This window comes from Serratia sp. TSA_130.1 (genome assembly GCF_052691795.1).
In genome coordinates this window covers 967,304-984,122 of sequence record NZ_JBQZFS010000002.1, presented here as the reverse complement: position 1 = coordinate 984,122, position 16,819 = coordinate 967,304, and the positions used below count along the sequence as shown (strand labels likewise).

26 protein-coding genes, 1 tRNA gene and 1 pseudogene are annotated in these 16,819 nt (G+C 56.5%); 5 read left to right on the top strand and 23 right to left on the bottom strand.

Going from position 1 to position 16,819, the window contains the following annotated elements; all coding sequences use genetic code 11:
- Positions 1–107 precede the first annotated feature (107 nt).
- Positions 108–1,514, top strand: a complete 1,407-nt coding sequence (locus tag ACUTQY_RS11620) for a sugar porter family MFS transporter (RefSeq protein WP_033642138.1) — start codon at positions 108–110, stop codon at positions 1,512–1,514.
- A gap of 64 nt (positions 1,515–1,578) precedes the next feature.
- On the opposite strand, the gene purK is transcribed toward ACUTQY_RS11620, so the two are convergent.
- The 4 genes from purK to ppiB all read right to left on the bottom strand — a co-directional run bounded on the left by purK (position 1,579) and on the right by ppiB (position 4,544).
- Positions 1,579–2,646 (bottom strand): 5-(carboxyamino)imidazole ribonucleotide synthase, encoded by a 1,068-nt coding sequence (gene purK / locus ACUTQY_RS11615; RefSeq protein WP_016928803.1) that lies wholly within the window; start codon positions 2,644–2,646, stop codon positions 1,579–1,581.
- On the bottom strand, positions 2,643–3,167 hold the full coding sequence (gene purE, locus ACUTQY_RS11610; protein WP_046688389.1) for a 5-(carboxyamino)imidazole ribonucleotide mutase: 525 nt from the start codon (positions 3,165–3,167) through the stop codon (positions 2,643–2,645). The genes purK and purE overlap by 4 nt, the downstream gene beginning before the upstream one ends.
- A 149-nt stretch (positions 3,168–3,316) precedes the next feature.
- Positions 3,317–4,039, bottom strand: a complete 723-nt coding sequence (locus tag ACUTQY_RS11605) for a UDP-2,3-diacylglucosamine diphosphatase (RefSeq protein ID WP_033642139.1) — start codon at positions 4,037–4,039, stop codon at positions 3,317–3,319.
- Positions 4,040–4,049: 10 nt separating this feature from the next.
- Positions 4,050–4,544, bottom strand: coding sequence for a peptidylprolyl isomerase B (ppiB, locus tag ACUTQY_RS11600; protein ID WP_016928800.1), 495 nt, complete (start codon positions 4,542–4,544; stop codon positions 4,050–4,052).
- A 309-nt stretch (positions 4,545–4,853) separates the two neighbouring features.
- Here ppiB and cysS point away from each other — a divergent pair, with 309 nt between their 5' ends.
- Positions 4,854–6,239 carry a cysteine--tRNA ligase gene (gene cysS, locus ACUTQY_RS11595; protein ID WP_033642140.1) on the top strand — a complete coding sequence of 462 codons (1,386 nt, stop codon included), beginning with the start codon at positions 4,854–4,856 and terminating at the stop codon, positions 6,237–6,239.
- A 58-nt stretch (positions 6,240–6,297) separates the two neighbouring features.
- Here the strand turns inward: cysS and ybcJ are convergent, their stop codons facing one another.
- Together ybcJ and folD are read right to left on the bottom strand one after the other, a co-directional pair.
- Positions 6,298–6,510 carry a ribosome-associated protein YbcJ gene (ybcJ, locus tag ACUTQY_RS11590; RefSeq protein WP_033642141.1) on the bottom strand — a complete coding sequence of 71 codons (213 nt, stop codon included), beginning with the start codon at positions 6,508–6,510 and terminating at the stop codon, positions 6,298–6,300.
- A 10-nt stretch (positions 6,511–6,520) separates the two neighbouring features.
- Positions 6,521–7,387: a bifunctional methylenetetrahydrofolate dehydrogenase/methenyltetrahydrofolate cyclohydrolase FolD gene (folD, locus tag ACUTQY_RS11585; RefSeq protein ID WP_004940177.1), complete on the bottom strand. Its 867-nt coding sequence runs from the start codon at positions 7,385–7,387 to the stop codon at positions 6,521–6,523.
- 205 nt (positions 7,388–7,592) lie between these two features.
- Between folD and ACUTQY_RS11580 the strand changes: the two genes are divergently transcribed.
- The 3 genes from ACUTQY_RS11580 (at position 7,593) to ACUTQY_RS11570 (ending at position 8,280) form a co-directional block, all read left to right on the top strand.
- Entirely contained in the window at positions 7,593–7,802 is a 210-nt protein-coding gene (locus ACUTQY_RS11580) for a hypothetical protein (RefSeq protein ID WP_046688390.1), read from the top strand.
- Positions 7,799–8,107 carry a hypothetical protein gene (locus tag ACUTQY_RS11575; RefSeq protein ID WP_046688391.1) on the top strand — a complete coding sequence of 103 codons (309 nt, stop codon included), beginning with the start codon at positions 7,799–7,801 and terminating at the stop codon, positions 8,105–8,107. Before ACUTQY_RS11580 ends, ACUTQY_RS11575 begins: the two co-directional genes overlap by 4 nt.
- 96 nt (positions 8,108–8,203) lie before the next feature.
- Positions 8,204–8,280, top strand: a tRNA-Arg gene (locus tag ACUTQY_RS11570).
- A 21-nt stretch (positions 8,281–8,301) separates the two neighbouring features.
- Here ACUTQY_RS11570 and ACUTQY_RS11565 read toward each other — a convergent pair.
- The 17 genes and pseudogenes from ACUTQY_RS11565 to ACUTQY_RS11485 all read right to left on the bottom strand — a co-directional run bounded on the left by ACUTQY_RS11565 (position 8,302) and on the right by ACUTQY_RS11485 (position 16,818).
- Positions 8,302–9,462, bottom strand: a complete 1,161-nt coding sequence (locus tag ACUTQY_RS11565) for a tyrosine-type recombinase/integrase (protein WP_445583268.1) — start codon at positions 9,460–9,462, stop codon at positions 8,302–8,304.
- A gap of 77 nt (positions 9,463–9,539) precedes the next feature.
- Positions 9,540–9,704, bottom strand: a pseudogene (locus ACUTQY_RS11560) (helix-turn-helix domain-containing protein); the annotation flags it as partial.
- Between the two features lie 209 nt (positions 9,705–9,913).
- Positions 9,914–10,459 (bottom strand): phage N-6-adenine-methyltransferase, encoded by a 546-nt coding sequence (locus tag ACUTQY_RS11555; RefSeq protein ID WP_445583269.1) that lies wholly within the window; start codon positions 10,457–10,459, stop codon positions 9,914–9,916.
- Entirely contained in the window at positions 10,456–10,644 is a 189-nt protein-coding gene (locus ACUTQY_RS11550; protein WP_445583270.1) for an ANR family transcriptional regulator, read from the bottom strand. Before ACUTQY_RS11550 ends, ACUTQY_RS11555 begins: the two co-directional genes overlap by 4 nt.
- 14 nt (positions 10,645–10,658) lie before the next feature.
- Complete coding sequence (locus ACUTQY_RS11545) at positions 10,659–11,036, bottom strand: hypothetical protein (RefSeq protein ID WP_197804080.1); 378 nt, start codon at positions 11,034–11,036, stop codon at positions 10,659–10,661.
- Positions 11,037–11,038: 2 nt separating this feature from the next.
- Positions 11,039–11,248, bottom strand: a complete 210-nt coding sequence (locus ACUTQY_RS11540) for a ParE family toxin-like protein (RefSeq protein ID WP_072265808.1) — start codon at positions 11,246–11,248, stop codon at positions 11,039–11,041.
- 13 nt (positions 11,249–11,261) lie between these two features.
- On the bottom strand, positions 11,262–11,480 hold the full coding sequence (locus ACUTQY_RS11535; RefSeq protein WP_419686116.1) for a hypothetical protein: 219 nt from the start codon (positions 11,478–11,480) through the stop codon (positions 11,262–11,264).
- Positions 11,458–12,066 carry a hypothetical protein gene (locus ACUTQY_RS11530; protein ID WP_445583271.1) on the bottom strand — a complete coding sequence of 203 codons (609 nt, stop codon included), beginning with the start codon at positions 12,064–12,066 and terminating at the stop codon, positions 11,458–11,460. The genes ACUTQY_RS11535 and ACUTQY_RS11530 overlap by 23 nt, the downstream gene beginning before the upstream one ends.
- A complete protein-coding gene (locus ACUTQY_RS11525) occupies positions 12,063–12,245 on the bottom strand; it encodes a hypothetical protein (protein ID WP_445583272.1) in 183 nt (60 codons plus the stop codon). The genes ACUTQY_RS11530 and ACUTQY_RS11525 overlap by 4 nt, the downstream gene beginning before the upstream one ends.
- Positions 12,242–12,589 carry a DUF551 domain-containing protein gene (locus ACUTQY_RS11520; RefSeq protein ID WP_445583273.1) on the bottom strand — a complete coding sequence of 116 codons (348 nt, stop codon included), beginning with the start codon at positions 12,587–12,589 and terminating at the stop codon, positions 12,242–12,244. The genes ACUTQY_RS11525 and ACUTQY_RS11520 overlap by 4 nt, the downstream gene beginning before the upstream one ends.
- A complete protein-coding gene (locus ACUTQY_RS11515; protein ID WP_445583274.1) occupies positions 12,586–13,053 on the bottom strand; it encodes a hypothetical protein in 468 nt (155 codons plus the stop codon). Before ACUTQY_RS11515 ends, ACUTQY_RS11520 begins: the two co-directional genes overlap by 4 nt.
- Positions 13,043–13,258 carry a hypothetical protein gene (locus ACUTQY_RS11510; RefSeq protein ID WP_445583275.1) on the bottom strand — a complete coding sequence of 72 codons (216 nt, stop codon included), beginning with the start codon at positions 13,256–13,258 and terminating at the stop codon, positions 13,043–13,045. The genes ACUTQY_RS11515 and ACUTQY_RS11510 overlap by 11 nt, the downstream gene beginning before the upstream one ends.
- A 309-nt stretch (positions 13,259–13,567) precedes the next feature.
- The gene (locus ACUTQY_RS11505; RefSeq protein ID WP_445583276.1) at positions 13,568–14,191 is read right to left on the bottom strand and encodes a hypothetical protein; all 624 of its coding nucleotides are present in this window, start codon (positions 14,189–14,191) and stop codon (positions 13,568–13,570) included.
- A complete protein-coding gene (locus ACUTQY_RS11500; RefSeq protein ID WP_445583277.1) occupies positions 14,188–14,694 on the bottom strand; it encodes an HNH endonuclease signature motif containing protein in 507 nt (168 codons plus the stop codon). Before ACUTQY_RS11500 ends, ACUTQY_RS11505 begins: the two co-directional genes overlap by 4 nt.
- Positions 14,691–15,224: a hypothetical protein gene (locus ACUTQY_RS11495; RefSeq protein ID WP_445583278.1), complete on the bottom strand. Its 534-nt coding sequence runs from the start codon at positions 15,222–15,224 to the stop codon at positions 14,691–14,693. The genes ACUTQY_RS11500 and ACUTQY_RS11495 overlap by 4 nt, the downstream gene beginning before the upstream one ends.
- Positions 15,221–16,036 carry a hypothetical protein gene (locus ACUTQY_RS11490; RefSeq protein WP_445583279.1) on the bottom strand — a complete coding sequence of 272 codons (816 nt, stop codon included), beginning with the start codon at positions 16,034–16,036 and terminating at the stop codon, positions 15,221–15,223. Before ACUTQY_RS11490 ends, ACUTQY_RS11495 begins: the two co-directional genes overlap by 4 nt.
- Positions 16,033–16,818: a ParB/RepB/Spo0J family partition protein gene (locus ACUTQY_RS11485; protein ID WP_445583280.1), complete on the bottom strand. Its 786-nt coding sequence runs from the start codon at positions 16,816–16,818 to the stop codon at positions 16,033–16,035. The genes ACUTQY_RS11490 and ACUTQY_RS11485 overlap by 4 nt, the downstream gene beginning before the upstream one ends.
- Position 16,819 lies beyond the last annotated feature (1 nt).

Here is a 16,819-nt window from a genome sequence, read left to right as displayed (position 1 = left end):
TTTAATGGAATGTAACCGTTTTCACTAATGTGATCGCACTCACTTATCTCCGACGCATTGCCTCCTATCATGTCGCACACTGATGACCGTTTTCTCCTGGAGGCTGTATGAGCGATACCGTCAAAGTGACACCGGCGGAGAAAAGCCCGACTCATGTCGGCATGACTTTTTTCGTCTGTTTTTTAGCCGCCTTGGCCGGCCTGCTGTTCGGTCTTGATATCGGCGTGATCGCCGGCGCCCTGCCGTTTATTACCGATACTTTTCAGATCACCAGCTCTCAGCAGGAGTGGGTGGTCAGCTCAATGATGTTTGGCGCCGCCGTCGGCGCCATCGGTAGCGGCTGGATGAACTTCCGGCTGGGGCGCAAATACAGTTTGATGATCGGCGCAATCCTCTTCGTGGCGGGATCGCTGTGTTCTGCGTTCGCTCCCAACGTGGAGGTGTTGATCGTTTCACGTATTCTGCTGGGATTGGCGGTGGGGATCGCTTCTTATACCGCGCCGATTTATCTTTCTGAAATCGCGCCGGAGAAAATCCGCGGCAGCATGATCTCGATGTATCAATTGATGATCACCATCGGCATTCTGGCCGCTTACCTGTCTGATACGGCATTCAGCTATACCGGCGCCTGGCGCTGGATGTTGGGCGTCATCACCATCCCGGCCGGGCTGTTGTTGGTCGGCGTGTTCTTTTTGCCTGACAGCCCGCGGTGGTTGGCCTCGCGTAATCGCCATGAGCAAGCGCGTCAGGTGTTGGAGAAGCTGCGCGACAGCAGTGCCCAGGCGCAGTATGAGCTGAATGAAATTCGTGAAAGCCTCAAACTGAAGCAAAGCGGTTGGGCGTTGTTCAAAGGCAATAAAAATTTCCGCCGCGCGGTTTTCCTTGGCATTCTTCTTCAGGTGATGCAGCAGTTTACCGGGATGAACGTCACCATGTATTACGCGCCGAAGATTTTCGGTCTGGCGGGCTTCGCCAGTACGGAACAGCAGATGTGGGGCACGGTGATCGTCGGTCTGGTCAACGTGCTGGCCACCTTTATCGCTATTGGGCTGGTTGACCGCTGGGGCCGCAAGCCCACTTTGATCCTTGGGTTTATCGTGATGGCCGTCGGCATGGGGGCGCTGGGCACCATGATGAACATCGGCATGAACTCGGCGGCGGAGCAATATTTCGCCATCGTCATGCTGCTGATGTTTATCGTCGGTTTTGCCATGAGCGCCGGCCCGCTGATTTGGGTGCTGTGCTCAGAGATCCAGCCATTGAAAGGCCGCGATTTCGGCATCACCTGTTCCACCGCCACTAACTGGATAGCCAATATGATCGTGGGGGCGACGTTCCTGACCATGCTGAATTCGTTGGGCAGCGCTCACACCTTTTGGGTTTACGCGGGGCTTAACGTGCTGTTTGTTTTCATCACGCTGGCGCTGATCCCGGAAACAAAAAATATTTCACTGGAACACATTGAGCGCAATCTGATGGCCGGCAAACCGTTGCGTAATATCGGCTCGCGTTGATCTTTGCGGCAATAAAAAAGGTTCAGCCTGGGCTGAACCTTCTTCTTTTCGGCGGTGTAAACCGTTAAGCCAGCTTCTGCTGTGCCCAGGCCAGCCCGCTTTGGTATTCGCCCGGCAGCAGCGGCGCCAGCGCCTGCAGCGCCTGACGCAGATCGGCGGCGCTCGGGTCGTTCAGATTGAGGTGGCCGACCTTGCGGCCCGGGCGCACCTCTTTCTCATACCAGTGCAGATGCACCAGCGGCAGCGACAGCCACTGTTCGTTGACGGCGGTGCCGATCAGGTTGACCATCACCGACGGCGTGCTCACCACCGGCTGCGGCAGCGGCAGGCCGAGGATGGCGCGCAGGTGCAGCTCGAACTGGCTGATGGATGCGCCGTTTTGCGTCCAGTGGCCGCTGTTGTGCACGCGCGGCGCCAGTTCGTTGATCAACAGCCGATCGCCGACGATAAAGCACTCCATCGCCATCACGCCGACGTAGTTCAGCTCGTTCAGGATCGCCGCCAGCATCTGCTCGGCCTGTTGCTGCAGCGCCGGATTGGGCTGCGGCAGCGCCACGCTGGCGCGCAGGATGCCGTCTTCATGCAGGTTGTGGGTCAGCGGGTAGAAGACCGAACGGCCGTCGTGGCCGCGCGCGCCCACCAGCGACACTTCGCCGGAGAAATTGATGCCTTGCTCGACGATGCACTCGCCATAGGCATCGGCCGGCAGTTCGGCTTCCTGCCCCGGACGCAAGCGCCACTGGCCGCGGCCGTCATAGCCGCCGACCCGGCGTTTGACGATCGCCAGCTCGCCCAGTGCAGCGAACACCTGCGGCCATTCGGCGGCGCTCGCCAGCAGCTGCCACGGCGCGGTCGCCAGGCCGAGCTGATCGAGCAGCTGCTTTTGCGTCAGGCGATCCGCCAAACGCGGGAAGATGTCGCGGTTGACGAAGGCGCTGTGAGTCGCCAGTTCGCGCGTCAGCGCGGTTTCCGGCCAGCGTTCAATCTCGGCGGTAATGACGCTGTTCTGATACGGCACCGCCTCGGGTTCGGCATCGATGCCGACAGGGTAGACGGCGATGCCTAGCGGTTCGCCGGCCTGGCGCAGCATGCGCCCCAGCTGACCGTTGCCCAATACGCAAACCGGCTTCATGCGTCCTCCCGCGGATCGGGGTGGTTCAAAACGTCTTCAGTCTGCGCCTGACGCCAGTCCGCCAAACGCTGCGCCAGGGCGGCATCGTGCAGCGCCAGGATCTGCATCGCCAGCAGCCCGGCGTTGGCGGCGCCGGCTTTGCCGATCGCCAGCGTCCCCACCGGAATGCCGCGCGGCATCTGCACGATGGAGTAGAGGCTGTCCACGCCGCTCAGCGCGGCGCTTTGCACCGGCACACCCAGCACCGGCACCAGCGTTTTCGCCGCCAGCATGCCCGGCAGATGCGCGGCACCGCCGGCGCCGGCGATGATCACGTCAAAGCCGTTGGCGGCAGCCTGCTCGGCGAAGCTGAACAGCTTGTCCGGCGTGCGGTGAGCGGAAACGACTTCGACATGGAAGAGGACATCGAGCTGGGTCAGGACTTCGGCGGCGAACTGCATGGTGGCCCAGTCACTTTTCGATCCCATTACAATTGCGATTTTAGCCCCGGCATTGGCGGCTGAAGCGGCGTTGGCTCCCATGGGTGTAAGGCTCCTGTGATTTGTCTGGCGTCGGCTGAGGGCCGAATGAGGGCGTAGAGCATACCATGAGCGCACGGTAAGGAAAACGGTTGCGTCGCCGGTTTTCACCGGCGAAAGCGCGAATTTTCACCCGCGCGCCAGTGCGGAACTCAGAACGGGAATTGGATCAGCTCGACGGCGTCGGCGCTGACTTTGATCATCGATCCTTCGACGTGCCAGGCGCCCAGCACCGCGCGATGGGCTTCGCCGTTGCTCAACGCCAGCCGATGCACCGCCGGGCGATGGGTATGGCCGTGGATCATCCAGTGCACGTCGTGGCGCAGCATCGTTTGCTCGACCGCCTGCGGGTTGACGTCCATGATGGCGTCCGACTTGTACTGGTTGGATTGCTGGCTGCGGGCGCGCATCTTGGCGGCGATCTTCAGTCGCCAGCGCAGCGGCAGCGCGAGGAACAGTTTTTGAATCAGCGGGTTGTGCACTTTACGGCGGAATTGCTGATAGGCTTGATCGTCGGTGCACAGGGTGTCGCCGTGCAGGATCAGGATCCTGCGGCCGTACAGCTCCAGCACTTTTTCTTCCGGCAGCAGCTGCATGCCGCTGGCGCGGGCGAAGCGCTTGCCGAGCAGAAAATCGCGGTTGCCGTGGATGAAATAGCAGGGCACGCCGGCCTGTTGCAGCGCTTTCAGCGCCGCGGCGATCTCCGCGTGCAGCGGCTCGGGATCGTCGTCGCCGATCCAGGCTTCAAACAGGTCGCCGAGGATGTACAGCGCGTCGGCGTGCACCGCTTCGCGCCGTAAAAAACGCAGAAAACCGGCAGTGATTGCCGGTTCCTGTGCGCACAAGTGCAGATCTGCGATGAACAGCGTACTCATGCAGCCGCGATTACTCGCTGACGGTCACGCTGTTGATCACCACGTCTTCTACCGGTACGTCCTGGTGCATGCCGCTGCGGCCGGTTTTCACGCCTTTGATCTTGTTGACCACGTCCATGCCTTCAACCACTTCAGCAAACACGCAGTAGCCCCAGCCCTGCACGTTTTCGCCGCGGAAGTTCAGGAAGTCGTTGTCAGCCACGTTGATGAAGAACTGTGCGGTGGCGGAGTGCGGATCGTTGGTGCGCGCCATTGCCAGGGTGCCGATGGTGTTTTTCAAACCGTTGTTGGCTTCGTTCTTGATGGCCGCGTTGGTCGCTTTCTGGTTCATGCCCGGCTCGAAACCGCCGCCCTGGATCATGAAGCCGTTGATCACACGGTGGAAGATGGTGTTGTCGTAGAAACCGGCGCGGCAGTAGTTCAGGAAGTTTTCAACGGTAACCGGCGCTTTGTCAGCAAAGGTCTTGATAACGATATCGCCGTGATTGGTGTGGAAAGTAACCATAGTTTTAATCCTAACAAGGTGAAGTGAGACGTCACGTAAAGCGAGTGAACATTCAGACCGCCCTTATAACATATCCGCCCCAGCGAGTCAGCAGCGGCTCAACCGCGCACTGTCTGTGGTAATTGTATTTGTGTTATATTATAACAATTGCGCCAGCCGGCGAATTTTGCGCTTTTTCTTCGCGTGAAGTCAGCAAAGCATGGCCTTAACCTTGCAATAGATCAGGCTTCAGGTTTCAATACGCTACCGGGCGTTAAATCTGAAGCCCGGTTATCTTTTTTGTTATCACGCACACCACGGAATCTCCCGATGCTAAAGATTTTTAATACCCTGAGTCGTCAAAAAGAGGAATTCAAACCCATTCATGCCGGGAAAGTGGGCATGTACGTGTGCGGGGTAACCATCTATGACCTGTGTCACATCGGCCACGGTCGTACCTTTGTCGCTTTCGACGTGGTGGCGCGTTACCTGCGCTATCTCGGCTATTCGCTGAACTACGTGCGCAACGTCACCGACGTGGACGACAAAATCATTCGCCGCGCGGCGGAAAATCATGAGACCTGCGACCAGCTGACCGAACGCATGCTGGCGGAAATGCATGCCGACTTCGACGCGTTGCTGATCGATCGCCCGGACAGCGAACCGCGCGCGACCCAACACATCGCCGAGATCATTGAGATCACCCAGCGCCTGATCGATCGCGATCACGCCTATGTGGCCAGCAACGGCGACGTGATGTTCTCCATCGACAGCGATCCGCAGTACGGGCTGCTGTCGCGCCAGGATCTGGAGCAGCTGCAGGCCGGCGCGCGCGTGGAGATCGACGACGTTAAGCGCAACCCGATGGACTTCGTGCTGTGGAAAATGTCCAAGCCGGGCGAGCCGAGCTGGCAGTCGCCGTGGGGGCCGGGCCGTCCGGGCTGGCACATCGAATGCTCCGCCATGAACTGCAAACAGCTGGGTACCCACTTCGACATCCACGGCGGCGGTTCCGATCTGATGTTCCCGCACCACGAGAACGAGATCGCGCAGTCGAGCTGCGCCCACGACGGCCCGTACGTCAATTATTGGATGCACTCCGGCATGGTGATGATCGACAAAGAGAAGATGTCCAAATCGCTGGATAACTTCTTCACCATTCGCGACGTGCTCGGCCATTACGATGCGGAGACGGTGCGTTACTTCCTGATGTCCGGCCACTATCGCAGCCAGCTGAACTACAGTGAAGAGAATCTCAAGCAGGCGCGCACCGCGCTGGAGCGCCTCTATACCGCGCTGCGCGGCACCGACGCCAATGCCGCGCCGGCCGGCGGCGAGGCGTTCGAAGCCCGCTTCCGCGAAGCGATGGACGACGACTTCAACACCCCGGAAGCCTACTCGGCGCTGTTCGATCTGGCGCGCGAGGTTAACCGCCTGAAGGGGGAAGACATGGCGGCGGCCAGCGGCATGGCGGCGGAACTGCGCAAGCTGGCGAACGTGCTTGGCCTGCTGCAGCAGGAGCCGGAGCAGTTCCTGCAAGGGGGCGCACAGGTTGACGACGGTGAAGTGGCGGAGATCGAAGCGCTGATCAAACAGCGTAACGAAGCGCGCGCCGCCAAGGACTGGGCGCTGGCGGATGCCGCGCGTGATCGCTTGAACGAGATGAACATCGTGCTGGAAGACGGCCCGCAGGGCACCACCTGGCGCCGTAAGTAATCCGGCAGAAGGAAACAAAAAAGGCGCTGAATTCAGCGCCTTTTTCTATGGCTGCGGGTTAGGGTTTAACCATGACCTTGCCGCCGCCGAACTCCACCACCTGATCGGCGACGATCTTGCAGCGCTTGCGGGTTTCGACCTTACCGTCGACTTTCACCTGCCCTTCGGCGATGACTTCTTTGGCGGCGCCGCCGCTTTCACACCAGCCCTGGAACTTCAGCAGATCGCACAGTTCGACATGGGGATGATTGTCCAGATTGAAAATTTCCATACTGCCTTACTTATTTAGGTTGAACGTCGTGATATTCCTCGCAGGCCTGCAAGGTATTTTGGATCAGTGTAGCCACGGTCATCGGGCCAACGCCACCCGGCACCGGGGTGATGTAGGCGGCGCGCTCGCTGGCGGCGTCGAAATCGACGTCGCCCACCACTTTACCGCTTTCCAGGCGGTTGATGCCGACGTCAACCACGATGGCGCCCGGTTTGATCCAGTCGCCCGGGATGAAACCCGGTTTGCCGACCGCTACCACCAGCAGATCGGCGTTCTCGACGTGATGACGCAGATTCTTGGTGAAGCGGTGGGTGACGGTGGTGGTGCAGCCGGCCAGCAGCAGCTCCATGCTCATCGGGCGGCCGACGATGTTGGACGCGCCGACCACCACGGCGTTCAGGCCGTAGGTATCGATGTTATAACGCTCCAGCAGGGTGACGATGCCGCGCGGCGTGCATGGGCGCAGCTTGGGCGCGCGCTGGCACAGGCGGCCGACGTTGTACGGGTGGAAGCCGTCGACGTCTTTGTCCGGATGGATGCGTTCCAGCACCTTGACGTTATCGATGCCGGCCGGCAACGGCAGCTGCACCAGAATGCCGTCGATTTCCTCATCGGCGTTCAGCTGGTCGATCAACGCCAGCAGCTCGGCTTCACTGGTGGCAGCGGGCAGGTCGTAGGAGCGGGAGAGGAAGCCGACTTCATCGCAGGCGCGGCGCTTGCTGGCGACGTAAATTTGCGAAGCCGGATTCTCGCCGACCAGCACAACCGCCAGCCCTGGCGCGCGCTTGCCGGCCGCCAGACGTTGTTTCACTTGCTCAGCCACTTCGTTTCTAACCTGCTGCGCAATCGTTTTACCATCAATAATCTTTGCTGACATCAGTGTGGAAATCCATCAATTAAGAAAAGCGGGGATGCCGCTATTCTGGCAGAAGCTGAGCGCGCTGTCAGGCGCAGAATCACCCTCGCCGCCGTCGGCGAGACCGATTTACGCTTTTTTTATGCCGGCTTCAGGAACCTCTACGCCATTTTTACCGGCATTTGCATACGCTGGGGCCATACACAGGGCGAAAGAGGGCAGGATCATGAGAGCGATAACCCGGCTTTATCCGTTGCATCATCAGCCTGATCGGCAACTGGCGCAGCCTAAGCACGTTGGCGAGACGGTGTTCGATTCTTCGCTGCATCCGGCGGACAGTGAGCAACTCACCGCGCTGCATCAGCTTTGTCAGCACCAGGCGACGCCGTCGTGGCGGGCGCGCCTGAGCGCCCTGTGGCGGAAGCTGTGCGCATGAACGGCAGCGCATGGATAGGGTGCGCGCTATTGCTGGCTTGGGCGCCGTGGAGCCAGGCTTCTTTAAACAGCGCACGCCCTGACTCCGCTCTGGGGAAAAGAGGGGAGGCGACCTGCAACATGCAGGTGGTTGAGCATGCCGATTGGGGCGACATTACGGCGGTCGTTCAGTCCGCGCGCCTTTGCCTGCGGCGGGGCGATGGGCGGCAAGGGGCCGAACGCACGCCAGGCGATACCGCTGTCGGCCTGGCGCAACGCAGCATAGCGCGGGCCGCCGCACGGGCGCTGGCGGAAAAAACGCCATAAAGCACCGTCGCCGCCGTAACGTCATGAAAAGGCATTGACTCGCTAACCTCTGACCGTATAATCGCAACCCGCAACCACAGGTTGCCGCATCTCAATGCGCCCTTAGCTCAGTTGGATAGAGCAACGGCCTTCTAAGCCGTAGGTCATAGGTTCGAATCCTATAGGGCGTGCCATTAAGTATCAATGAGTTACGCTCATTCCCCCACTGCAAGATTTTCCAAAAGTGCCAGATTAGTGACATTGCCCGCCAAGACTTCGTCAATTTTTCTCGCATGTTCGGTTAGATGGGTTGGGGATAGGTGAGCATAACGCTGAACCATTTCTATGCTCTCCCAGCCGCCCATTTCTTGCAGTGCCGAAAGCGGCACACCTGCCTGAACCAACCAACTCGCCCACGTATGCCGCAGATCGTGAAAGCGGAAATCAGTTATTCCCGCCCTCCGTTTCCCGGTGTTCCAAGCTGAGTTATCATCAACCCGCATTTTCCTAACTGCTGGGGTCACTCCGCCGCCAGGTCGTTTCCGTGCTGTCTTATGCACAAAGACGTACCGTGAGTGTTTGCCGATCTGATCGCGTAATGTCCGGCATGCGGTATCGTTCAGTGCAACGCCAATAGCCTTGCCCGCTTTGGCGTTCTCTGGGTGAATCCATGCCACCTTTCTTTGCATATCAACCTGCGACCATTCGAGATCGATGATATTTGAACGGCGTAGGCCAGTTGCCAGAGCAAAAACGACAACGGGCCTAAACTGTTCAGGCATGCACTTGATCAATGTGGCCGCCTCTTCCTTTGTCAGCCACCTGACGCGCTTGCTTGCAGGCTTCCTTACCTTAATCACCGGCGCTTTACGTAGCCACTTCCATTCATCGGCAGCAATTTTCATCAACCCCCTCATGAAAGAGAGGTGCTGGCTTCGAGTTGCCGCTGATACTGGTTTAGGCTCGTATGCAGGCACCGGTTTACCTTTTCTCTCTGCCGCGGCCTTTTTCAGTTCCCATCTTTGACGATGTTTCCTGTTGGGCATTTTGGCGACAGCGGCCATAATCCTATCTTCCGTGATAGATGAGAGAGTTTTTCCGGCGAAGTGCTGAAGGAAAAACTCTATCTTCGTTCGGTCGTCGTCCAATGACCTTTTCTCTTCTTTCTCCGTTAACCAGCGGAGACACGCCTCTTCAAAAGTATGCTCCGCTATCTCCCCAAGCTTGTTTACCCGCCAAGCCTCAGCCCTTAGCTGATCGTAGAGTTCTTGCGCCTGGAGTTTGTCCGTCGTGTTAAGGCAGCGTCTAATTCTTTTGCCACTCCCCGGCTCGACAAAATCGCAGTACCAATTTCCGTAACGTTGTTTGAGGGCCATCTGTTGTTACCTTTCTGTTGATGGCCGTCTGCATTCACGGCCCGATTCTCTGTCTCTCTTGCGTAATATGCAAGGCACTCGGACTTTAAAATCTCCCATCTGCCGCCGCCTTTCTTCCCGCTTTTGTTGGCATGAAGCAACCCCTCTTTAATCAGTGCTCTAAGGGTTCTCGGTGACTTCTTCATGAATGCAGCCGCTTCAGGGAGCGTGAACGGCACATCGTTTATGTTTATCTCTGCCATATCGGCCTCGTTACTTCCCCTCCCGTACCCGATGAACTTCACAGCAAAGACGCAGCCACACCGGCGGAGAATTCGGCCAATATGGGGCTATCTTCACTGCGTGCTTATCGAGTAACTGACGGAGGGTTAAATTGTTGGAAGGGGAGTCGAAATCTCTTAAAAGCTCTCTGGCTGTACTGCGGAGAAGGTTTTTTCTGGTGGAGTCCATATCATGCAACGCTTACCTCCATCGTTATGCCTTTTCCTATGCGCAGGAGTTCGTCTCTGGATATGGTGGAGAACTGGCACCGCGGCTTGATAAATGGTCGCCAGATGAATAGCAGGCTTCCTTTGCTGTTGCCGTTCTTCCCCGGCTTGCCCGTCGCGGAATTAATAAACGCCAGGCGGCCATCGGTGATAAAGCGGACTTCATCGACTGACTGCAGCGCCAACGAAAACCAGCCTGTTGATGTGTCCGCCGGCAACAGCATCACGATCGGCTGATTCTGCACGTGACATTGCTCCGCAGCCTTAATCACCCACGGGGTGATGTCGCTGTATGGCGGATTGCACCAGATGGCGCCGTAACTCACCCAGTCGATTGATAGCGCGTTATCCTGCTCTGTCTGGTAGTGAGCGCATAGCGCGTTACCATCGTCCGCTGCTGCATCCAGGAAGAAGCCAAACTCAACATCCAGTGCGTTGAAAACTTCGATTGGGGTTTGCCACCGGTCTTTGTGTTCGGGGGGCGTATTGCTGGCAAAAACAGCGCTCAATTCTCAACTCCCCAGCAGCGCGCGGCCGCGTTGATGCAAAACTCTATGCGGACATTAACCCAGACGACGTCTACAGCCCGCGCCGCATCGAACGCCTGGCGCCACAGTTCTGCAGCGTCTGCGAAATGGGCGCGTCGTTCTGCCTCTGCCGCCTGATGGGCCAATGATTTGTATTTGAATGACATGGCTATCTCCGGGATCAGTAGGCGCGCTGGTGGGTTACGGGAGCAAGCAGCTGGTTAAACCATTTAACACGCTTGATGCACTCGACAACTGAGCGTGGTTCCTCATTCAGCCATGCATTAGCCACTACCTCTGGACGATCAACGCGAGCTCGCGAATAGCGTTTGTACTCGGGATCGACTGAAAGGACTTTTATTTTTCTGCCTTGCGGCTTCACATCCTCGACCACCGCTTTAACAAATGGAGATGTAGCCATTGATTGGCGGATAGAGGTTACTTTCGATTCGGTAATATCCAGCTCTGGGAAGTTTTGTTGAAGCAGGGTGATATGCTGCTCTCGGGTGTACTGGCCGCCATCTTTAATCAGCCATTCAATGATTTCGAAATTGGTCATTTTTAAATCCTGATTTGGTTGTTGTAGCGCTCATGGCTCATGACTTCCCATGAGTTGCCGTTGTCTTTTGACAGCAATCGCCAGCAGCGGGCCACTGGCAGCGTTAAATGCTTGTGCTGGTAGGTTCGGTTGGGTTTCTTTTCACCCCTCTTATAGGCGCATAGAACCCCCTCAGCTTTGGCGCTGATTCGTTGCGGAATTCGTGGTTTCATTTTTACCGGTGGGTTATTTGGTGATTGGCGCCCAGCAGGCGGATCGGATGCCAGGACGACGGACTTTCTCAACGGCTTTTTCTTTTTCCAGCTTGATCAAGCGCTGGCGGATGGCTTTCCCGGTCATGCCGTTGTAGCCGGCACAGCGTAGGAGGTTTGCGACAGAATCCGGTGTGGAACCGGCAATGCTGAGCCGCGAGATGATTTCGTTATCGTCGGGTATTGTGATCATTCCCACCCTCCGGTAACGTGTAACCCTGGCTTACAGGTTGAGTCAGCATTGCGCGCAAGCAGTTTTCGCAGTAGTCGATAGAAGAGCATTCGCATTTCTCTGCGGCCTTTTCGTTGGCATCGCCGACATGGTTAAGCATTGCGGCGCGGCAGGCATCACCCCTGCGCTCGTATTTCACGCCGACCAAGGCAAGCGCAGCCATAACCTGCTCCAGGCGCACCAGAACCCCCTCGTCGCTGATGAACTCCGTTGGTAGGTTTACCACCCCAGAAGTTTGCGCTTTCGGGATGGTGAACAGTGGAATCACCGCATCACCCATCGGCTCAGACCAAGTAACCAGGCTTTTTTCGCCTTCCTTTGCGTATGCTAAGGTTTCTTCGCTGGCGTACAGCACCGGCTGCGCTTCCCGGTTAGCCAACTTGCGACTGGCCAGCCACGCCAGCCACAATCCTTGGAACTCGCCATCATCATCTCGGTATCCGTCGCCATCTCTCCAATGTTCCCAGCCGAATCTTGGCGGATAGCCATTATGCATAGCGGTTTCCCACCATTGCTCAAACTGCTGGCGTTCGGTCGTTAGTGTCATTCCTGGTTACTCCTATAGCCCTGAATTGTGAACACAATCGGCGCGGGTTCTGGCTTCATTAAATCGGACAAGTTTGGCTCGACAGGGGCCAAGCCAGAAAAAATTAGCAGTTGCTTGATTCCGAGAATTACAGCTGCAATGAGGAGCCATTTCCCGATGAAGTTAATCAGGCGTGTCATGCATCCTCCCGCGGCTCGTCTGGAATCGCTAACCAGTGGGTAATATTTACGTCTTCATGGTTCAGTCCGTCGATTTGTAATGACCACTGCCAAGCGCCAGTCTCTTCGCCTCCCATGCCGCGCCATAGTGACCGCCAGCCGATTATCCAGCCCTCACCATTAGCATCAAACAACAGCACAGTGGTGCTTGGTGGGGGAAGGATATCCAGAGCCAAATTAAGCTGCTCGTTTACTGCATCCCGCCAGGCTACGGATACCAGCTTGCCGCCATGCACCTGGGTACCAGAGCCGACCATTGGCTCTTTTCCGTCCTCATATTCAACAACGAAAGTTACCTTGCTCACTGCTCATCCCCCTCTACAGCTACAGTGAGACCAGCACCAAGAAGCATTGAGATAACATCCAGGCGGTAGTTATGTACACCATCAGACCATTGATATCTGTCGCCGGAAGATGATTGGCGCACGTCAGGCAACCGCACCGGCGTAGCCAGCCGCTTTTCTGCTTCTTCTGCACGCTCCAGATGCTTCAGCGCTGCCGACTCCCAAACCTTTCCTTCAGCTTCCAGCTCGGCGATGCGCTTCTCTGCATCCTCGGCACGTTTCTTCCATCCGGCAGACTCTCCAATCCAAAATTTAGCCACCTTATCCAGGGCGGAGACGTACTCTTGCGAGTAGAGGGGGAGTGCGGTGCTCATCTTCTCAACGTACCAATTTGCGTACTCCTCATCGGTCGTTAAGTGCTTGCAGGCAGGAGTGCCAAGAATCCACGCCACCGGCTTGCTCAGTTCGCTCAGCTTATTGTCCATCTGCACGCTCCAGGGCTATGGCGCCTTCTTCTGGGTATTCGGCATCGTGGGCAATCAGGCCGTGATAGTCAGTCTCGCCATTTTCACCAGCGATGGTTCCCTCACCGATCCACACCTCGGTTTCCAACTGACCGGCATCAGGCTGTTCGTAGTTGATGCCCATCAGGTCGCAGATATCGCAAATTTGTTGGATTGTCAGATTCATAATGCTTTCTCCTGGGCCTATGGACAGCAACGGTCACTGCCGTAGCAGTAAAATCCGCCGTCTTTCTGATTTGACTCGCCACGTTTTCCGCATCCGGGGCATCTTGCCGTTTCGGGCTCATGGGCCTTGGCTTGTTCTGCTCTATATGCAGCAATCTCTTTGGCCTTTCTGTTCTGGCGTGCAGATCTCTTGCCTTTGTCGGCGAAGTAGACTGTGCGGATTGTCGATGGCCAGCCTGACATCTGCTTTCTGTTGCTCAGCCATACCGGCATGCACAACAATCTCCGCGCCGCTCTGTTGCTCTTACGCTTAGCCACGCTCCACCTCCCTAGCGCTGACCTGTTTGAACTTGATAACCCACACCCAGGGATTAGCGCTCCAGCTATCAACGCCGTAGATGGATTCCCATAGGTACTTGAATGCGCCTTTTACCGTTGGCCTTCCGGTCATATTGTGGTCTGCAATGCAGTCGTAACAGTCCTGAGAGTCATAAAGTGCCTCCATGTCGATTCCTTCCGCCTCTGCATCCTCTTCGCTAATATCGTTCAGCCGCTCAACGCGCACTGCGGTGATTTCCAGCAGGATGCGGCAGGCTTCGCGCGGCATATGAATTGAAGGAACCCAGCACTTAACCTGGCTTGCCGCTCCATCTTCAGTGTCGGCGCGATATACGAGTCGATTACCGCAATCGCCGAACGTCTCGCGTACCCACAGCCGATCGCCTGCCTGGCCGAAAGGGCAATACTCGCGGTAATAGCTCTGGCTGTTGGCATGGTCGATTCCAGACTCCAGCGGATAGCATTCGCCAACCTGCGAAGCCACGTCGATCAGGTGCAAGTGCCGATCGCTGATTGCTCGCCGCGTCTGGGTCTTGCGGCCGGATAAAATCGCTCTCACCATTTCGGAATTAAAGATTACTGGTCTTTCTTTCATTTCTCATACCTCGCTGAATGCATTTCCATGGCGTGAATCTTTGCGTGTTCTGATTGAGTCATTAGCTCAAGATTGGTTATCTCATTGTTTTTCTTATTCCTATCTCGGTGGTGGACTACCTCACCTGAGACGAGCTTTCTTCCAATGTGCTTTTCCATAACGACCTGATGCTCAAGTCGCTCTCCATCTTCAGTCCATATGGCTATGTATCCATCACTTCTGGTTCTTCTTCCGCCTTTCCACGCAGGGTTTCCTGAACCACTTCCTACCCCTGGTCGTCTCTTCGCCTCTCGACGAAGGCCTAGTCTTTTCATTGCCTGATTTATTGGATGTTTACTGCAGTTGAAATGTGGCGCTATTTCTTTTGCGGTCATGCCTGAATGGAACATTCTCTTCACCAATTCATCATCGATGGGTATTTTTCTAGATTCGTTCCAATCCTGCATTTTTGGATGAATGGCGCTAACCATCTCGCCGTTGAAAATCACTGGGCGCTCTTTCATTTGGCCTCCAATTGCTTCAACGCTTCACGCACGGCATCCAGGATGCGCTCAAGGTATTGGTATTCGTGGTTAGGGACGGTTGGCCATTTGGCGTAGTAGGGGTCATCACCCAGCAGATCAAGAAGAACGGAGCCATTACTCCAGGAGCAGCAATCAGCCTTAACGTCATCACTGCACTCTGCTGATTCCCACATGTCCCGCGCTTTTGCGTTGTCGATTTCACCAGAGCGGCGCAGCTTGCAGATTTCGGCCTTCACAAACTCCAGGTTCGCTTCGTTGTCGTCATCCACTTCACTGCGCATCATTGGCGAAAGGCAGCCGATCAGGTAGTCATTCGATACGCGGATTAAAAACTGCTGAACAGTATCCCCACCCATTGCAGGCCAGAAAGAAGTCCATGCCTTGCCGAAGCAGGTGATAGTGATACGGCCTTTCCCTGGCTCGTAGTTCTCAGCCATAACACGGATAGGGTCGAGGCGTTCAACCTCAGTGATTTCGATGCTCAAAACTTTGGTTTCGGTGACCTTCATTTGACCTCCCGCAGCTCGTCAGCTTTAAGTTCCGCGACCGTAGCGCTGATGAGCTGGCAGTCACGCAGATGATTAAGGGCTCGCACGGTAGCTTTATTCCGGATAGCTGCAAGTGCTGCGTCAGTGGCTGGAGTTTCTGGCATCTGCATGATGAATTTCCGCACTGCCTGATATTCATCGTTGCGATAGCTTCCAAAGGCATAAATGAATGGCTTATTGAGGTTGTGACCATTTTTATTGATGTAGTCTTTGCAGCCTTGCTCGGTAAAACAGCCAGTTACAAACACATCAATCTCTTTCATGGCGTATCTTCCCCAGCCATCTCTAACTTCATATTTGGCCTGATAGATAGCCTCCAAGCGCCGATGCTGTGTCTCTGTGGCTTCGACATAATTGCCACTCTGGTTTTCAACCCAGCAAATACGGTCGCAGTCGTGGTCTTCAGACCCGACGATTTCCCGCTTAGCCATGACTGCAAAAAATGGCTGGTCCGTTATGCGGTTATCTTGAGTGCGGATTAGTTCGCCGATAGCACTCAGTTCAGAGCGCTCGCGCGTCAGCGCCGCATTCTCCACAGCCAGCGCATCGGCTCGTTCTTCTGCCGACTTTGTCGCAACTCTGGATTCGGTGAGCATGCCGCTAAGGCGCTCAACCCGATCTGCCAACGCATCGCGCTCAGCCTTCAGGGCGCTCACTACCTGCTGGTGGACATCAAACCGAACAAGCTCGCCGTGCTCCGCTTCACGTGCGAAAGCCTCAAAGCGAACCGCATGCATTTTGTAGTCAGGGGTAAAGCGCTTGATGGTTGTCATGCTTCGTCTCCCAGCACCCAGCGGAGCGCCTGAGCGTAATCACCGCTCGCATCCTCAAGGGCTTTCGTGATTTCTTTTCTGGACTTCATGCGGGGTTTGGCATCGCCAATGACCTGGCGCTGGCGCCGTGCCTTTTCGTGGCCGGTGGTGCCGGCCGTTGCCGCTTCAACCTCTTTCACTTTTTCGCGCTGTTCGTCGGGTGTGAGGTTCGCCAGCTGGCGCGCCTGGGTAACGGTAATGTCGCCAGATTCAATCGCATCTTTAACGGCCTGAGTGGCATCTAGCAGGGCCAGTGTGGCGCGGATCGTCTGCACGCCGACGCCAAACATCAGTGACAAATCTTCTTCATCGTGGCCGCGTTCCAACGCATCGGCCATCTTCTTGGCTCGGCCCAGCGGGGTATCGGAACGCCGAATTTCGTTAGCGCTGATCATTGCCTGCGCCATGCGAACAGCTGAGCCGCGTTTTGTTACGGCAGGAACGAACAGCAGATCCTTGCCTGCAGCTGCCAGTCGCTTGTTAGCTTCTACGGTGTGTCGAACACGCTGGCGTCCATCTACCACGCAGGACAGGCCGGTTTCAGGGTCTTTCCAAACGATGATTGGCTCGAGAACGCCTTGGTCCATGATGTTCAAGATCATCGACTCATCCAGCGGCAAGTGAATGCGCTCATCGTAGAGCGGGTGTGCTGTGTCGGTTACCAGGTGCAGCCTTTCGGGCTCAAAATTGAGCACGTTGGTTTTACCGCTGGCGCCGTAGGCCTCCGTTGAGTTTTTAGCCATG

Bases quoted from the DNA above. Each gene is read 5' to 3' on its own strand.
- ACUTQY_RS11550 (WP_445583270.1), bottom strand. From the start codon at position 10,644: ATGTCATTCAAATACAAATCATTGGCCCATCAGGCGGCAGAGGCAGAA.
- ACUTQY_RS11505 (WP_445583276.1), bottom strand. From the start codon at position 14,191: ATGAAAGAAAGACCAGTAATCTTTAATTCCGAAATGGTGAGAGCGATT.
- ACUTQY_RS11620 (WP_033642138.1), top strand. From the start codon at position 108: ATGAGCGATACCGTCAAAGTGACACCGGCGGAGAAAAGCCCGACTCAT.
- ACUTQY_RS11580 (WP_046688390.1), top strand. From the start codon at position 7,593: ATGAGAGCGATAACCCGGCTTTATCCGTTGCATCATCAGCCTGATCGG.
- ACUTQY_RS11545 (WP_197804080.1), bottom strand. From the start codon at position 11,036: ATGACCAATTTCGAAATCATTGAATGGCTGATTAAAGATGGCGGCCAG.
- ACUTQY_RS11575 (WP_046688391.1), top strand. From the start codon at position 7,799: ATGAACGGCAGCGCATGGATAGGGTGCGCGCTATTGCTGGCTTGGGCG.
- ACUTQY_RS11500 (WP_445583277.1), bottom strand. From the start codon at position 14,694: ATGAAAGAGCGCCCAGTGATTTTCAACGGCGAGATGGTTAGCGCCATT.
- ACUTQY_RS11540 (WP_072265808.1), bottom strand. From the start codon at position 11,248: ATGAAACCACGAATTCCGCAACGAATCAGCGCCAAAGCTGAGGGGGTT.
- ACUTQY_RS11490 (WP_445583279.1), bottom strand. From the start codon at position 16,036: ATGACAACCATCAAGCGCTTTACCCCTGACTACAAAATGCATGCGGTT.
- ACUTQY_RS11510 (WP_445583275.1), bottom strand. From the start codon at position 13,258: ATGAATCTGACAATCCAACAAATTTGCGATATCTGCGACCTGATGGGC.
- ACUTQY_RS11485 (WP_445583280.1), bottom strand. From the start codon at position 16,818: ATGGCTAAAAACTCAACGGAGGCCTACGGCGCCAGCGGTAAAACCAAC.
- folD (WP_004940177.1), bottom strand. From the start codon at position 7,387: ATGTCAGCAAAGATTATTGATGGTAAAACGATTGCGCAGCAGGTTAGA.
- ybcJ (WP_033642141.1), bottom strand. From the start codon at position 6,510: ATGGAAATTTTCAATCTGGACAATCATCCCCATGTCGAACTGTGCGAT.
- ACUTQY_RS11530 (WP_445583271.1), bottom strand. From the start codon at position 12,066: ATGACACTAACGACCGAACGCCAGCAGTTTGAGCAATGGTGGGAAACC.
- ACUTQY_RS11565 (WP_445583268.1), bottom strand. From the start codon at position 9,462: ATGGCCCTCAAACAACGTTACGGAAATTGGTACTGCGATTTTGTCGAG.
- ACUTQY_RS11525 (WP_445583272.1), bottom strand. From the start codon at position 12,245: ATGACACGCCTGATTAACTTCATCGGGAAATGGCTCCTCATTGCAGCT.
- purK (WP_016928803.1), bottom strand. From the start codon at position 2,646: ATGAAGCCGGTTTGCGTATTGGGCAACGGTCAGCTGGGGCGCATGCTG.
- ACUTQY_RS11535 (WP_419686116.1), bottom strand. From the start codon at position 11,480: ATGATCACAATACCCGACGATAACGAAATCATCTCGCGGCTCAGCATT.
- ACUTQY_RS11515 (WP_445583274.1), bottom strand. From the start codon at position 13,053: ATGGACAATAAGCTGAGCGAACTGAGCAAGCCGGTGGCGTGGATTCTT.
- purE (WP_046688389.1), bottom strand. From the start codon at position 3,167: ATGGGAGCCAACGCCGCTTCAGCCGCCAATGCCGGGGCTAAAATCGCA.
- cysS (WP_033642140.1), top strand. From the start codon at position 4,854: ATGCTAAAGATTTTTAATACCCTGAGTCGTCAAAAAGAGGAATTCAAA.
- ACUTQY_RS11605 (WP_033642139.1), bottom strand. From the start codon at position 4,039: ATGAGTACGCTGTTCATCGCAGATCTGCACTTGTGCGCACAGGAACCG.
- ACUTQY_RS11495 (WP_445583278.1), bottom strand. From the start codon at position 15,224: ATGAAGGTCACCGAAACCAAAGTTTTGAGCATCGAAATCACTGAGGTT.
- ppiB (WP_016928800.1), bottom strand. From the start codon at position 4,544: ATGGTTACTTTCCACACCAATCACGGCGATATCGTTATCAAGACCTTT.